The organism is Serratia sp. EC4 (assembly GCF_059652115.1).
Map to the genome: position 1 here is coordinate 470,876 of NZ_JBNIDE010000001.1, position 14,393 is coordinate 485,268.

The following is a 14,393-nucleotide window of genomic DNA, read 5'->3' on the forward strand; positions in this document are numbered from 1 at the left end:
GCTGTGTGAGTTTTATTCATGGCGTAAACAAAACCTTCCACCCGACGCCGCAAAATCCCACACTGTACCTGATAAAAAGCGTCACGCAACCTAATTAGCATGGAAAGTCCGATTTCGCCAACCGGCGGCCGCCCATGGCCATCCAGACGGCAAATAAACCTTAGTCGGTTTGCGGATAAAAGCGAACCGGCGTTAGAATATGCGCAGAGTTTTTAGTTTGGAGTCTAATAAATGCGCACGAATACTGCACCTATCGGCCGCGAGGCCCTGCTGGCGGAAGCAAATAACATCATCCGCCAACACGAAGATTATCTGCACGGCATGATCGCCACCGACGTTGAACAAAAAAGCGGCGTTTTAGTTTTTCGCGGCGAATACTTTTTGGATGCCGATGGATTGCCCACCGCCAAAACCACCGCGGTATTTAATATGTTTAAACATTTGGCTCACCTGCTTTCGGAAAAATACCACCTGGTCGATTAAGACAAGAAAACGGGGGCGCCTGGCCCCCGTTGATTCACGCTCTCGTTGCCGTTACAACAACGGCTTTTCCCCACGCTGCCACCAGCGCAGCAGCAAACGATCGACGCTTTCCGCCGCACTGCCGGTGAAGCGATCCATCAGGCGTTTGCGGCGCGTATAGCGCACGGCGATCACTTCGTGGTTATCCAGCTCGGCGATCAGTAAATCATCGCTGGTGCCGATGGCGTCGACCAGGCCCTTCTCTTTCGCCTGTGAACCGAACCAGTGCTCACCGGTGGCGACGCTGTCGATATCGAGCGACGGGCGCTGCTCATGCACGAAGCGCTTGAACAGTTCGTGGGTTTCGTTCAAATCTTCGCGGAACTTCTCGCGCCCCTGTTCGGTGTTTTCACCGAACAGTGTCAGCGTGCGTTTAAACTGCCCGGCGGTGTGCAACTCCACGTCGATGTCGTTCTTCTTCAGCAGACGGTGGAAGTTCGGGATCTGCGCCACCACGCCGATGGAGCCGATGATGGCGAACGGCGCCGCCACGATGCGATCCGCGACGCAGGCCATCATGTAGCCGCCGCTGGCCGCCACTTTATCCACCGCTACCGTCAGGCGAATGCCGCCTTTGCGCAGGCGCTCCAACTGCGAAGCCGCCAAGCCGTAGCCGTGCACCACCCCGCCAGGGCTTTCCAGGCGCAACAGAACTTCATCCTGCGCCGACGCCACCGCCAACACCGCCGAGATCTCTTCGCGCAGCGAGGTGACCTCGTGCGCGTCCATGCTGCCCTTGAAATCCAGCACATACAGGCACGGCTTGGCCACTTCCACCGCGCCGGACTTAGCGCGCTGCTTCTTCAATTTGTCATCAGATTTGGTCTGCTTCTTGAACTGTTTCAGCCAAACCTTCTGCTCGGCGGCATCCATGCGCGCCAGGCGCATATCGCGCTGCATCTCGCGATACTGTTCGCCGAGATCGGTCAGCTGCAGCTCCCCTTTCTGGCGGCTCTTGCGTTGCCCCAAACTGACCGCCAGGATGGCCAACGCGGCGATGGCGAGCACCACCGTGGCGACCTTGGCCAGAAACAGGCCATAAACAGATATAAACTCCACAGATTCCGCCTTTATTTACAGGTTGTTAGTATGCTTATTTCCATTTTAGCCAACCGCAGCGGCTGCTGTCGCGGCTAAATGAAAATTCATTGCGCACAGAGCATCACTATGGGGACGATTTACGGCCGAACCAAGCCGCCACCGCCGCGCTTTTGTTACAAAAGAATGCCATTTCAGCCTGCTACGCATTGAAAATGCCTGCGGATTAAGGCATATAACACCCATTATTCATCAATATGATGAGACGGATTCGCTGCGCGGCCCGCAGGCGGTCGAGCCTTCGCTCCCGCCCCGGCCGCGCGTTTCACCCTTGCTCCCCGATATCCGCGGGAGAACAGCCACCCAGGCGAGGATTTATCGTGCATTACCAACCCAAACAAGATCTGCTCGAACAACGTATCATTTTGGTCACCGGCGCCGGCGACGGCATCGGCCGTGAAGCGGCGCTGACCTACGCGCGCTTCGGCGCCCAGTTGGTGCTGCTGGGGCGCACCGAGAGCAAACTGCTGGCGGTACAACAAGAGATCGCAGCCCTGGGCGGCGCCCCGGCCCTGGTGGTCACGCTGGACTTGCTGCACGCCACTCAGGAGCAATGCCGGCAGATAGCCGACGATCTGGCGCGCCAGATCCCCCGCCTTGACGGCGTGTTGCACAACGCCGGCCTGCTCGGCGACATCGCGCCGATGGCCGACCTGTCGATAACCATGTGGCAAGAAGTGATGCAGGTTAACGTCAACGCCACCTTTATGCTGACTCAGGCGCTGCTGCCGCTGCTGCTGAAATCCCACGCCGGTTCACTGGTGTTCACCAGCTCCAGCGTCGGGCGTACCGGCCGCGCAGACTGGGGTGCCTATGCAGTGTCGAAGTTCGCCACCGAGGGCATGATGCAGGTGTTGGCCGACGAGTACAAAAACCGCAATCTGCGGGTGAATTGCATCAATCCGGGCGGCACCCGCACCAAAATGCGCGCATCCGCCTTCCCGCACGAAGACAAGAACAAGCTGAAAACCCCGGCCGATATCATGCCGCTGTATCTGTATTTGATGGGCGAAGACAGTCGCCGCAAAACCGGCATGAGCTTCGACGCGCAGCCGAACCGCAAACCCGGCGCAGCCGAATAATCAGGAGCGTTTCATGGCGGAAGATCGTCATCAACAGCGCCAGCAGCGCCTGAAAGAACAGGTCGATGCGCGCATCGCCGCGGCGCAGGACACCCGCGGCCTGCTGCTGGTGTTTACCGGCAACGGCAAAGGTAAAACCACCGCCGCCTTCGGCACCGTCACCCGCGCGGTCGGCCACGGCATGCGCGCCGGGGTGATCCAGTTCATCAAGGGCGAATGGCCCAATGGCGAAAAGAATCTGCTGCAGCAACACGGCGTTGAATTTCAGGTGATGGCCACCGGTTTCACCTGGGAAACGCAAAACAAGGCCGGCGACACCGCCGCCTGCCAGGCGGTATGGCAGCACGGCAAACGCATGCTGGCCGACAGCGGCCTGGATCTGGTGCTGCTGGATGAAGTGACCTACATGCTGACCTACGGCTATCTGGAACTGGAAGAGCTGAAGGAAGCGCTCCTGCAACGCCCTGCGCATCAAACGGTGATCCTGACCGGGCGCGGCTGCCATCGCGATCTGCTGGAACTGGCGGATACGGTCACGGAGATGCGGCCGGTGAAACACGCATTCGACGCGGGCGTGAAGGCGCAACAGGGGATAGATTGGTAACAAAACGTTCTGGCCCCGAACGGGGCCAGAATGGCGGGATTAGCTGCGTTTGCTTGGCTTGCCCGGTTTGCTGCCTGGCGCACTGCGGCGGCCGCTGCCGGCCACCTGCGAGTGGCGCTTGACCGCACGGCGGATCTGGTTGGCCTTCACGCGGCGGCGCTCACGCTCCACCGGCATTTTGCTGACCGTTTCCGGTTTCAACTCAACCAGCTCGCGCAGGTAGTTGATCGCCGGCAGATCCAGTTCGGCCCAGCCGCCGCGCGGCAGGCCTTTCGGCAGATCGATGTCGCCGTAACGCACGCGGATCAGGCGGCTCACCTGCACGCCCACCGCTTCCCACAGGCGACGCACTTCACGGTTGCGGCCTTCGGTCAGGGTCACGTTGTACCACTGGTTGAGGCCTTCACCGCCCTGGAAGCTGATGGTGCGGAAGGCGGCCGGGCCGTCTTCCAATTGCACGCCTTTGCTCAGTTGCTTCACTTTCGCATCGTCAACCTGGCCGAACACGCGCACCGCGTACTCGCGCTCCACTTCACGGCTCGGGTGCATCAGACGGTTGGCCAGTTCGCCATCGGTGGTGAACAGCAGCAGACCGGAGGTGTTGACGTCCAGGCGCCCTACCGCCACCCAGCGCGAACCGCGCAGCTTCGGCAGGCGATCGAACACCGTCGGGCGGCCTTCAGGATCGCTGCGGGTACACAGCTCGCCTTCCGGTTTGTAGTAAGCCAGCACCCGGCAAACCACCTCTTCGGACTCTTTGATCGACAGGACATGGCCATCCAGACGAATTTTCATCGCCGGCGTCACTTCAACGCGATCGCCGAGCTTGGCGACCTTGCCGTCGACGCTGACGCGCCCGGCTTCAATCATGGTTTCGATTTCACGACGCGAGCCATGCCCGGCGCGCGCTAAAACTTTCTGTAACTTTTCGCTCATTGAGCAACCTCTAATGTCGCCTTCACAGGCGTCGGGGGGATACCGCCGCGGCCAACCGCCACAACGGTCATAATACGCTTATCAGGATCGAACCGCGCATTATACAGGCTTTCTAAGGTGTTGAAACCCACTTTATCGGCGGTGGCCCCCTTCAGACTGCGTTCACGGCGCCAAAAAATCCTCCACCGCCCACAGCACCGCGTCAGGCCGTTCCAGAATGCCGAGGTGCGTGCGGGCCTCCCCTAAACGCACCACGGAGAAAAACGGCTGCTCGGCGGCAAACGCCTGCTGTTGCCGCAGGTAGTCGTCGCGGCGATCCAACGAGTAGATGTGCCGGCACGGCGGCGGCGCGCTCATGCCCGCCAGGCGTTGCAGCGGCGAGCCGTATTGCCGATAGGCCTGTTCGATGGCCACGCCGGCGGCACGCCAGAGCCGGTAATCTTCCTGCGCCATCTCGACCTCCAGATGGCGTTTGACCCGATCGTGGCGGATGCCGCCCTGCCAGAAGTCGAACAAGGCGTCGCGCGCCGCCAGCCACTGCTGCGGCTGCTGCATGCGGCTCACCGCCGTAAAGAACGCCGGCTCCGGCTGCGTCATGATCCAGTCGAGAAACACCATGCCCCGCACCCGCTGCGGCAACGCTTCGGCCAACGCCACCGCCAGCCAGCTGGCGTGCGCCACCGACAGGGTGACCGCGTTATCCAAACGCAGCGCCGTCAGCAGTTGGCGCACATCCTCCAGCAAGTCGTCCGCCGTCAGCGACATCTCCGTGGCTTTTGACGACAGGCCATGGCCGCGCCAGTCGATGCTGATCACCCGATAGCGTTCGGCCGCCAGAGCGATGAACGGCTCAAACACGGTTTTCGGTTCGCACCAGCCGGGCAGCAACACCAACGTGAGCGGCCCTGAGCCGATATCCTGATAGTCGAGCATCATGTTGGCACTGTGAAATGCGGTCATATTACCTCCTGCGCGTCTCTCCCCGACCCGTTCGGGGAATACCGACGGGGATAAGGTGACAGCGCAGCAGGTATTGATCTATTGAAGTTCGTGCGGAAAGTCCCCTGGCCGCACCTTATGAAAAAATGCGCACTAATTGGAATGGGAACTTAATGGCGCACGCAGGGATAGGCGGCGCTTAACGCCAGCATGATCACCGACGGTGCGGAATAATGCAGTTGCTCAGGATGCTCGTTCAAATACTGCATCACCGCGTCGGCGGCTACGCCGATGCTCATCCCGGCTTCCGGGCAGATATTGCGATTGCCCTGCATGGAATAAGTATCGAATACGCCGGCGACGTATCCCATGAACATGCCGCCATTCAGCGCTTCGGCCACGGTGGCTTCACCGCTTTTATTTTTTACGTAACCGCCGGATTCCGCCAGCAAACCGCTGCCTGAATAAAACCCCGCATTTGCCATTGAGGAAAATAATAAGGCCGCTAAAAAAGAAACCTGTTTAATCATTGCTGCGCATCCTGCCCATTATCAATTCTGAAGTAGTCAAGAATAGCGGCTTTCACGCGAAATAGCCTCGCTTCAGCCGATTTTCAGACAATGGGCAGGGTGGCAACCTTTTACATCAGCGGAAAGGCGCCGCGTCGCCCGCCCCTTCGCGCACCACTTCCGGCGTGGATTCGGTCAGATCGATAACCGTAGTCGGCTGTTGGCCGAGAAAGCCGCCGTGGATCACCAGATCGACCACCTTGCCCAAATGATCGCTGATCTCTTCCGGATCGGACTCGGCAAAATCATTGCCCGGCAGCATCAGGGTGGTGGACATCATCGGTTCGTTCAGCGCCTCCAGCAGCGCCAATGCGATCGGGTTCGACGGCACGCGCAGACCGATGGTTTTGCGCTTTTCATTCATCAGGCGGCGCGGCACTTCTTTGGTCGCTTTCAGAATGAACGTGTAGTGGCCCGGCGTATTGTTTTTGATCAGGCGGAAGGCCGTATTATCGACGTGCGCATAGGTCGACAATTCGGACAGATCGCGGCACATCAGGGTAAAGTTGTGGTTGCCATCCAGTTGACGGATGCGGCAAATGCGTTCCATCGCCGCCTTCTCTTCCAGCATGCAACCCAGCGCGTAGCCGGAATCGGTGGGATAAACGATCACTCCGCCCTTGCGCAGCACCTCGACCGCCTGGTTAATCAAACGCGGCTGTGGGTTGTCCGGATGAATATAAAAAAGCTGACTCATGACTTGCTCCTAAAATAATGCCCGCGCGCGTTGCCACGCGCGTAAAATCAGACCGCCTGGCCCGGTTGCGGCCAATCGCGCCACACTGGCTCGACGCCGCCCGGCAGCCACAGCTTGCGCCCCAGTTCGATCCACGAACAAGGTTGATGGAAATCAGAGCCTTGCGAGGCCAACAGGTGGTAGTCCTGCGCGTATTTCGCCAGCTGCGCGCGCTCATGCGGCGCCTGCTGACACTGCGCCACTTCCATGGCGTCGCCGCCGTGTTCGGCGAAATGCGCCAGCAAACGTTTCAACCACTTCGCGGTCAGATCATAACGGCCGGGGTGCGCTATCACCGCCTGGCCGCCCGATTGATGAATCGCATCAATGGCTTGTTCTATTGTACACCACTGCGGCGGCACGTAGCCGGTTTTGCCTTTGGCCAGATATTTCTTGAACACCTGCGCCATGTTGTCCGCCACGCCAATCTCCACCAGGTAACGGGCGAAATGGCCGCGGGTCACCGCACCGGCCCCCGCCAACCGCTGGGCGCCGGCATAGGCGTCGGGAATGCGCGCTTTACCCAGACGTACGCCGATCTCCTGCGCGCGCCGATGGCGACGTTCGGTTTGTTCCGCCAATAGCGCCACCAGCGCCGGGTGCGCGACGTCCACACCCAACCCAACGATATGAATTTCATGATTTTCCCATAGCGTCGAGATCTCCACCCCGTTGACCAGCCGCAGCGGCAACGCCTGCTCCGCAATAGCGGCGGCGGCCTCAGCCAAGCCTGCGGTGGTGTCGTGATCGGTGATCGCCAGCACGCCCACGCGCATCTCTACCGCCCGCAGCACCAACTGCGTCGGCGTCAGGTAGCCGTCGGAGGCGGTCGTGTGGCTGTGGAGGTCGTACAGAGTAAAAGCGATGGATGGGGGGTTACTGTCTGTCAAAACGGCTATCCGGCAATGGCTTGGTTTTCTATCATACCCGCGATCGGCGGCCGGACGGAAATCTATTCTGCGCCAGGCAGACGATGAATAGAATTCACGCTGACCGCTAAAACATTGTGCAAAAAGAGGGTTGACTTTGCCCTCACGAACCAGTTAACTAGTACACAAGTTCACGGCAACGGCCGTGTCGGATGAAAGTTAACAAAGAGAGTCTGCAAATGAACACATACATTTCTCTTCACGGTTGGTGGCGTACCTCCCTCTTGCGGGCGGTGTAATCACGCATAGCTGTCATCTGACAATGCAGATTTCCTGAGCCCGCACCTGATGCGGGCTTTTTTATGGACAGAATTCACTGGAACCACCGATGATGAACACCAAACCACAACTGACATTGCTGAAGGCGCAAGCCAGCTACCGGGGCGATCCCACCACCCTTTTCCACCAGCTGTGCGGCGCCCGTCCGGCCACCCTGCTGCTGGAGTCGGCGGAAATCAACAGCAAACAGAATCTGCAGAGCCTGCTGGTCATCGACAGCGCGCTGCGCATTACCGCACTGGGCCACACCGTCAGCGTGCAGGCGTTGACCGCCAACGGCGCGGCGCTGCTGCCGCTGCTGGACGAAGCGCTGCCACCTGAAGTCCGCAATCAGGCGCGCCCCAATGGCCGCGAACTGACCTTCCCGGCGATCGACGCGGTGCAGGACGAAGACGCCCGCCTGCGTTCACTGTCGGTGTTCGACGCGCTGCGCACGCTGCTGACCCTGGTGGATTCCCCGGCGGACGAGCGCGAAGCCGTGATGCTGGGCGGCCTGTTCGCCTACGATTTGGTCGCCGGGTTCGAGGACCTGCCGGCACTGCGCCAGGATCAACGCTGCCCGGACTTCTGCTTCTATCTGGCGGAAACCCTGCTGGTGCTGGATCATCAACGCGGCTCGGCCCGTCTGCAGGCCAGCGTCTTCAGTGAGCAGGCGAGTGAAGCGCAGCGTTTGCAGCATCGCCTGGAACAGCTGCAGGCTGAGTTGCAACAACCCCCGCAGCCGATCCCGCACCAAACGCTGGAAAACATGCAGCTGAGCTGTAACCAGAGCGACGAAGAGTACGGCGCGGTGGTCAGCGAGCTGCAGGAAGCGATCCGCCAGGGCGAGATTTTCCAGGTGGTGCCGTCGCGCCGCTTCACCCTGCCGTGCCCGGCGCCGCTGGCGGCCTACCAAACCTTAAAAGACAACAACCCCAGCCCGTACATGTTCTTCATGCAAGATGACGAGTTCACCCTGTTCGGCGCTTCGCCGGAGAGCGCGCTGAAATACGACGCGGGCAATCGCCAAATCGAAATCTACCCGATCGCTGGCACTCGCCCGCGCGGCCGCCGCGCCGATGGTTCGCTGGATCTGGATCTCGACAGCCGAATTGAGCTGGAAATGCGCACCGACCACAAAGAGCTGGCCGAGCACCTGATGCTGGTCGATCTGGCGCGCAACGATCTGGCGCGTATCTGCCAGGCCGGCAGCCGCTATGTGGCCGACCTGACCAAGGTGGACCGCTATTCATTCGTCATGCACCTGGTTTCCCGGGTGGTGGGCACCCTGCGCGCCGATCTCGACGTGCTGCACGCCTACCAGGCCTGCATGAACATGGGCACCCTCAGCGGCGCGCCGAAAGTGCGGGCGATGCAGCTGATCGCCGCCTCCGAAGGCACGCGCCGCGGCAGCTACGGCGGCGCGGTGGGCTACTTCACCGCCACCGGCGATCTGGATACCTGCATCGTCATTCGCTCCGCCTACGTTGAAGACGGCATCGCCACCGTGCAAGCCGGTGCCGGCGTGGTGCTGGATTCCGTCCCGCAGGCGGAAGCCGACGAAACCCGTAATAAAGCCCGTGCCGTGCTGCGCGCCATCGCCACTGAGCACCATGCCAAGGAGGTGTTCTGATGGCCGATATCCTGCTGCTCGACAACGTCGATTCCTTTACCTACAACCTGGTCGATCAGCTGCGCGCCAGCGGCCACCAGGTGGTGATTTACCGTAACCAGATCTCCGCCGAGGTGATCATCGAACGCCTGGAGCACATGACCCAGCCGGTGCTGATGCTGTCGCCCGGCCCCGGCACGCCGTCCGAAGCGGGCTGCATGCCGGAACTGCTGCAACGCCTGCGCGGCCGGCTGCCGATCATCGGCATCTGCCTCGGGCACCAGGCGATCGTCGAAGCCTATGGCGGCCAGGTCGGCCAGGCGGGCGAGATCCTGCACGGCAAAGCCTCGGCGATCGCTCACGATGGCGAAGGCATGTTCGCCGGCATGGCCAACCCGCTGCCGGTGGCGCGCTACCACTCGCTGGTCGGCAGCAACATCCCGGCCGATCTCACCGTCAACGCCCGCTTCGGCGAAATGGTGATGGCGGTGCGCGACGACCGCCGCCGCGTGTGCGGCTTCCAGTTCCACCCGGAATCGATTCTGACCACCCACGGCGCGCGCCTGCTCGAGCAGACCCTCGCCTGGGCGCTGGCGAAGTAATATAAGGAACACGACGATGCAACCTATTCTTGAGAAACTGTACCGCGCCGAGTCGATGAGCCAGCAGGAAAGCCAACAGCTGTTCAGCGCCATCGTGCGCGGCGAACTGGAGCCGAGCCAACTGGCGGCGGCGTTGATCAGCATGAAAGTCCGCGGCGAGCGCCCGGAAGAGATCGCCGGCGCCGCCAAAGCGTTGCTGGACGACGCTCAGCCGTTCCCGCGCCCTGACTATCTGTTCGCCGATATCGTCGGCACCGGCGGCGACGGCACCAACAGCATCAATATTTCCACCGCCAGCGCCTTCGTGGCGGCGGCGTGCGGCGCGAAGATCGCCAAACACGGCAACCGCAGCGTTTCCAGCCGTTCCGGCTCTTCGGATCTGCTGGCGGCGTTCGGCATCCGCCTGGATCTGCCGGCGGAAGAAGCGCGCAAGGCGCTGGACGATCTCGGCGTGTGTTTCCTGTTCGCGCCGCAGTACCATACCGGCTTTCGTCACGCCATGCCGGTGCGCCAGCAGTTGAAGACCCGCACGCTGTTCAACGTGCTGGGCCCGCTGATCAACCCGGCGCGCCCGCCGCTGGCGCTGATCGGCGTTTACAGCCCGGAACTGGTGCTGCCGATTGCCGAAACCCTGCGCGTGCTGGGTTATCAGCGTGCGGCGGTGGTTCACGGCGGCGGCATGGACGAGGTGGCGATCCACGCTCCGACGCACGTAGCGGAATTGAACAACGGCGAAATCAGCAGCTACCAGCTCACGCCGCAGTCCTTCGGATTGGAAACCTATCCGCTGGAAGCCTTGCTGGGCGGCACGCCGGAAGAAAACCGTGACATTTTGGCGCGGCTGTTACAAGGTAAAGGCGAGCCGGCGCACGCCGCGGCGGTCGCGGCCAACGTCGCGTTGCTTCTGAAGTTATTCGGACATGAAGACCTGCGCCAAAATGCGCGGCAGGCACTGGATATGATCAACAGCGGGCAGGCCTATGAGCGTGTCATCGCACTGGCGGCAAGAGGATAAATGATGCAGGAAACCGTGCTACACAAGATTGTCCGCGACAAAGCGCAATGGATCGCGGCGCGACAACAGCAACAGCCCCTGGCCGGCTTTCAGAACGACATCGTACCGAGCGAACGCAGCTTTTATCACGCGCTGCAAGGCACCCGGACGGCTTTCATTCTCGAATGCAAGAAGGCCTCGCCTTCCAAAGGGCTGATTCGCGAAAACTTTGATCCGGTGGAGATCGCCACGGTGTATAAAGATTTCGCCTCGGCGATCTCGGTGCTGACCGACGAGAAATACTTCCAGGGCAGCTTCGATTTCCTGCCGCTGGTCAGTAAAACCGTCAGCCAACCGGTGTTGTGCAAAGACTTTATCATCGATCCGTATCAGATTTACCTGGCGCGCTACTATCAGGCCGATGCCATCCTGCTGATGCTGTCGGTGTTGACCGACGACCAGTATCGCCAGCTGGCGGCGGTGGCCCACAGCCTGAATATGGGCGTGCTGACCGAAGTGATCAGTGAAGAAGAGCTGCAGCGCGCGATCGCGCTGGAAGCGCGCGTGGTCGGCATCAATAATCGCGATCTGCGCGATCTGAGCATCGATCTGGACCGCACTCGCCAACTGGCGCCGCGCGTGCCGCATGGCGTGACGGTGATCAGCGAGTCAGGCATCAACAACTATGGGCAGATCCGCGAGCTGAGCCATTACGCCAACGGTTTCCTGATCGGCAGCGCGCTGATGTCTGAACCCGATCTGCGCGCCGCCGTGCGCCGCGTGATCCTGGGCGACAACAAAGTGTGCGGCCTGACCCGTCCGCAGGACGCCGCCGCCGCGTATCAGGCCGGCGCCATCTACGGCGGGCTGATTTTCGTCGGCCGTTCGCCGCGCTATGTGGACATCACCCGCGCCCGCGAAGTGATTTCCGGCGCGCCGCTGAAGTACGTCGGCGTATTCTGCGACGCCCAGGTCGAGACCGTGGCGTTGACCGTTGAGCGCCTCGGTCTGCACGCGGTGCAACTGCACGGCGCGGAAGACCAGGCCTATATCAGCGCCCTGCGCGCCCGCTTGCCGGCCAATTGCCGCATCTGGAAAGCGCTGAGCGTGAAAGATCGGGTGCCGGCGCGCGATCTGCAGCATGTCGATCGCTACCTGCTCGACAACGGCGCCGGCGGCACCGGCCAACGCTTCGACTGGTCGGTATTGCAAGGCGAAGATCTGACTAACGTGATGCTGGCGGGCGGCCTGCGCGCCGACAACTGCGTCGAAGCGGCCAAGCTCGGCTGCGCCGGGCTGGACTTCAACTCCGGCGTGGAAAGCGAACCGGGCATCAAAGATCCCGCGCGCCTGGTCTCGGTCTTCCAGACCCTGCGCGCCTACTGAATACGGCTCTATATTAATAACGGATAATAACGGGAACTCTCATGACGCTGCTTAACCCCTACTTCGGCGAATTTGGTGGCCAATACGTGCCGCAAATTCTGATGCCGGCCCTGAAACAACTGGAAGAAGCCTTTGTCAGCGCCCAGCGCGATCCGGAATTTCAGGCGGAATTTATCGATCTGTTGAAGAACTACGCGGGCCGCCCGACGGCGCTGACGCTGTGCAAAAACCTCACCGCCGGCAGCAACACCAAGCTTTATCTGAAGCGTGAAGATCTGCTGCACGGCGGCGCGCACAAGACCAACCAGGTGCTGGGCCAGGCGTTGCTGGCCAAGCGCATGGGCAAAACCGAGATCATCGCGGAAACCGGCGCTGGCCAACACGGCGTCGCGTCGGCGCTGGCCTGCGCGCTGCTCGGCCTCAAATGCCGTATCTATATGGGCGCCAAAGACGTCGAGCGCCAGTCGCCGAACGTGTTCCGCATGCGGCTGATGGGTGCGGAAGTGATCCCGGTGCACAGCGGCTCCGCCACCCTGAAAGACGCCTGCAACGAAGCCTTGCGCGACTGGTCCGGCAGCTATGAAACCGCGCACTATATGCTCGGCACCGCCGCCGGCCCGCATCCGTACCCGACTATCGTGCGTGAATTCCAGCGCATGATCGGCGAAGAAACCAAAGCGCAGGTGCTGGAGCGCGAAGGCCGTCTGCCGGATGCGGTCATCGCCTGCGTCGGCGGCGGCTCCAACGCCATCGGCATGTTCGCCGACTTTATCGATGATGCCGACGTCGGGCTGATCGGCGTGGAACCCGCCGGTCTGGGCATCGAGACCGGCCAGCACGGCGCGCCGCTGAAGCACGGCCACGTCGGCATCTACTTCGGTATGAAAGCGCCGATGATGCAGACCGCCGAAGGCCAGATTGAAGAATCCTATTCAATCTCCGCCGGGTTGGACTTCCCGTCCGTCGGGCCGCAACACGCCTTCCTGAACAGCATCGGCCGCGCCGAATACGTGTCGATCACCGACGACGAAGCGCTGGAAGCGTTTAAGGCGCTGTCGCGCCATGAAGGCATCATCCCGGCGCTGGAATCCTCGCACGCCCTGGCGCACGCGCTGAAAATGATCCGTGAAACGCCGCAGAAAGAACAGATCCTGGTGGTCAACCTGTCCGGCCGCGGCGACAAAGACATATTTACCGTTCACGACATTTTGAAAGCACGGGGAGAAATCTGATGGAACGTTATCAGCAACTGTTCAAACGCCTGGAAAGCAACAAGGAAGGCGCCTTCGTCCCGTTCGTGACGCTGGGCGATCCTAATCCGACGCTGTCGCTGCAGATTATCGATACCCTGATCGAAGCCGGCGCGGACGCGCTGGAGCTGGGCATCCCCTTCTCCGATCCGCTGGCGGATGGCCCAACCATCCAGAGCGCGACGCTGCGCGCTTTCGCCGCCGGCGTCACGCCGACCCAGTGCTTCGAGATGCTGGCGGCCATCCGCCAGAAGCACCCGACCATTCCCATCGGCCTGCTGATGTACGCCAATCTGGTGTTCCATAAAGGCATCGATGCGTTTTACCAACGCTGCGCCGAAGTGGGCGTGGATTCGGTGCTGGTCGCCGACGTGCCGTTTGAAGAGTCTGCGCCGTTCCGCGCCGCCGCCGCTCGCCACGGTATCGCACCGATCTTCATCTGCCCGCCGAACGCCGATGACGATCTGCTGCGTGAAATCGCGTCGCACGGCCGCGGTTACACCTACCTGCTGTCGCGCGCCGGGGTGACCGGCACCGAAAGCCGGGCGCAGTTGCCGTTGCATCACCTGGTGAACAAGCTGCGCGAGTATCACGCCGCGCCGCCGCTGCAGGGCTTCGGCATCTCCGAACCCGAGCAGGTGAAGGCGGCGCTGCAGGCCGGCGCCGCCGGCGCGATCTCCGGCTCGGCAATCGTCAAAATCATCGAACAGCACCATGCCGACCCGGCGGAGATGCTGACCAGGCTGGCGGCCTTCGTCAGCAATATGAAGCGCGCCACCCGGGCGTGATCCTCTTTAGCGAGCGCCCTGCCGGCGCTCGCTTTAACAGCTTGTTTCCCCTCAAAGTTTGTTCCATTTATTTACATCAAAAATTTGA

General features: G+C 61.3%; 13 protein-coding genes, 1 pseudogene and 1 other annotated feature. Of the genes and pseudogenes, 8 read left to right on the forward strand and 6 right to left on the reverse strand.

Annotation, left to right across the window (positions count from 1 at the left end):
• The first annotated feature begins 231 nt into the window (after nucleotides 1-231).
• A complete protein-coding gene (locus ACP39K_RS02130; RefSeq protein WP_004930700.1) occupies nucleotides 232-483 on the forward strand; it encodes a YciN family protein in 252 nt (83 codons plus the stop codon).
• Nucleotides 484-534: 51 nt separating this feature from the next.
• Here the strand turns inward: ACP39K_RS02130 and sohB are convergent, their stop codons facing one another.
• On the reverse strand, nucleotides 535-1,581 hold the full coding sequence (sohB, locus tag ACP39K_RS02135) for a protease SohB (RefSeq protein WP_016927527.1): 1,047 nt from the start codon (nucleotides 1,579-1,581) through the stop codon (nucleotides 535-537).
• 359 nt (nucleotides 1,582-1,940) lie between these two features.
• Here sohB and ACP39K_RS02140 point away from each other — a divergent pair, with 359 nt between their 5' ends.
• Together ACP39K_RS02140 and cobO are read left to right on the forward strand one after the other, a co-directional pair.
• Nucleotides 1,941-2,702, forward strand: a complete 762-nt coding sequence (locus ACP39K_RS02140; protein ID WP_016927526.1) for a YciK family oxidoreductase — start codon at nucleotides 1,941-1,943, stop codon at nucleotides 2,700-2,702.
• A gap of 13 nt (nucleotides 2,703-2,715) precedes the next feature.
• Nucleotides 2,716-3,306, forward strand: a complete 591-nt coding sequence (gene cobO, locus ACP39K_RS02145; RefSeq protein ID WP_016927525.1) for a cob(I)yrinic acid a,c-diamide adenosyltransferase — start codon at nucleotides 2,716-2,718, stop codon at nucleotides 3,304-3,306.
• A gap of 39 nt (nucleotides 3,307-3,345) precedes the next feature.
• Here cobO and rluB read toward each other — a convergent pair whose 3' ends face one another.
• The 5 genes from rluB to rnm form a co-directional block, all read right to left on the reverse strand.
• Entirely contained in the window at nucleotides 3,346-4,242 is an 897-nt protein-coding gene (gene rluB, locus ACP39K_RS02150; RefSeq protein WP_015378049.1) for a 23S rRNA pseudouridine(2605) synthase RluB, read from the reverse strand.
• 162 nt (nucleotides 4,243-4,404) lie between these two features.
• Complete coding sequence (locus ACP39K_RS02155; RefSeq protein ID WP_033640137.1) at nucleotides 4,405-5,202, reverse strand: alpha/beta fold hydrolase; 798 nt, start codon at nucleotides 5,200-5,202, stop codon at nucleotides 4,405-4,407.
• Between the two features lie 149 nt (nucleotides 5,203-5,351).
• Complete coding sequence (locus ACP39K_RS02160; protein WP_016927523.1) at nucleotides 5,352-5,711, reverse strand: Rap1a/Tai family immunity protein; 360 nt, start codon at nucleotides 5,709-5,711, stop codon at nucleotides 5,352-5,354.
• Between the two features lie 115 nt (nucleotides 5,712-5,826).
• The gene (locus tag ACP39K_RS02165; RefSeq protein ID WP_016927522.1) at nucleotides 5,827-6,447 is read right to left on the reverse strand and encodes an L-threonylcarbamoyladenylate synthase; all 621 of its coding nucleotides are present in this window, start codon (nucleotides 6,445-6,447) and stop codon (nucleotides 5,827-5,829) included.
• Nucleotides 6,448-6,494: 47 nt separating this feature from the next.
• On the reverse strand, nucleotides 6,495-7,376 hold the full coding sequence (gene rnm / locus ACP39K_RS02170; RefSeq protein ID WP_497008271.1) for an RNase RNM: 882 nt from the start codon (nucleotides 7,374-7,376) through the stop codon (nucleotides 6,495-6,497).
• A 239-nt stretch (nucleotides 7,377-7,615) separates the two neighbouring features.
• Nucleotides 7,616-7,719: a sequence feature (Trp leader region), on the forward strand.
• Nucleotides 7,720-7,743: 24 nt separating this feature from the next.
• Between rnm and ACP39K_RS02175 the strand changes: the two genes are divergently transcribed.
• The 5 genes and pseudogenes from ACP39K_RS02175 to trpA all read left to right on the forward strand — a co-directional run bounded on the left by ACP39K_RS02175 (nucleotide 7,744) and on the right by trpA (nucleotide 14,305).
• Entirely contained in the window at nucleotides 7,744-9,306 is a 1,563-nt protein-coding gene (locus tag ACP39K_RS02175; protein ID WP_497008272.1) for an anthranilate synthase component 1, read from the forward strand.
• Nucleotides 9,306-10,902, forward strand: a pseudogene (gene trpD, locus ACP39K_RS02180) (bifunctional anthranilate synthase glutamate amidotransferase component TrpG/anthranilate phosphoribosyltransferase TrpD). The gene ACP39K_RS02175 and the pseudogene trpD overlap by 1 nt, the downstream one beginning before the upstream one ends.
• 3 nt (nucleotides 10,903-10,905) lie before the next feature.
• Nucleotides 10,906-12,267 (forward strand): bifunctional indole-3-glycerol-phosphate synthase TrpC/phosphoribosylanthranilate isomerase TrpF, encoded by a 1,362-nt coding sequence (gene trpCF, locus ACP39K_RS02185; RefSeq protein ID WP_497008375.1) that lies wholly within the window; start codon nucleotides 10,906-10,908, stop codon nucleotides 12,265-12,267.
• A gap of 41 nt (nucleotides 12,268-12,308) precedes the next feature.
• Nucleotides 12,309-13,499: a tryptophan synthase subunit beta gene (trpB, locus tag ACP39K_RS02190; protein WP_033640132.1), complete on the forward strand. Its 1,191-nt coding sequence runs from the start codon at nucleotides 12,309-12,311 to the stop codon at nucleotides 13,497-13,499.
• Complete coding sequence (trpA, locus tag ACP39K_RS02195) at nucleotides 13,499-14,305, forward strand: tryptophan synthase subunit alpha (RefSeq protein ID WP_089184689.1); 807 nt, start codon at nucleotides 13,499-13,501, stop codon at nucleotides 14,303-14,305. The genes trpB and trpA overlap by 1 nt, the downstream gene beginning before the upstream one ends.
• Nucleotides 14,306-14,393 lie beyond the last annotated feature (88 nt).

What these genes read in the sequence shown, in the direction of transcription:
- trpA (WP_089184689.1), top strand. Translation starts at nt 13,499, where the DNA reads ATGGAACGTTATCAGCAACTGTTCAAACGCCTGGAAAGCAACAAGGAA.
- trpB (WP_033640132.1), top strand. Translation starts at nt 12,309, where the DNA reads ATGACGCTGCTTAACCCCTACTTCGGCGAATTTGGTGGCCAATACGTG.
- trpCF (WP_497008375.1), top strand. Translation starts at nt 10,906, where the DNA reads ATGCAGGAAACCGTGCTACACAAGATTGTCCGCGACAAAGCGCAATGG.
- rluB (WP_015378049.1), bottom strand. Translation starts at nt 4,242, where the DNA reads ATGAGCGAAAAGTTACAGAAAGTTTTAGCGCGCGCCGGGCATGGCTCG.
- ACP39K_RS02165 (WP_016927522.1), bottom strand. Translation starts at nt 6,447, where the DNA reads ATGAGTCAGCTTTTTTATATTCATCCGGACAACCCACAGCCGCGTTTG.
- ACP39K_RS02160 (WP_016927523.1), bottom strand. Translation starts at nt 5,711, where the DNA reads ATGATTAAACAGGTTTCTTTTTTAGCGGCCTTATTATTTTCCTCAATG.
- ACP39K_RS02130 (WP_004930700.1), top strand. Translation starts at nt 232, where the DNA reads ATGCGCACGAATACTGCACCTATCGGCCGCGAGGCCCTGCTGGCGGAA.
- ACP39K_RS02175 (WP_497008272.1), top strand. Translation starts at nt 7,744, where the DNA reads ATGATGAACACCAAACCACAACTGACATTGCTGAAGGCGCAAGCCAGC.
- cobO (WP_016927525.1), top strand. Translation starts at nt 2,716, where the DNA reads ATGGCGGAAGATCGTCATCAACAGCGCCAGCAGCGCCTGAAAGAACAG.
- ACP39K_RS02155 (WP_033640137.1), bottom strand. Translation starts at nt 5,202, where the DNA reads ATGACCGCATTTCACAGTGCCAACATGATGCTCGACTATCAGGATATC.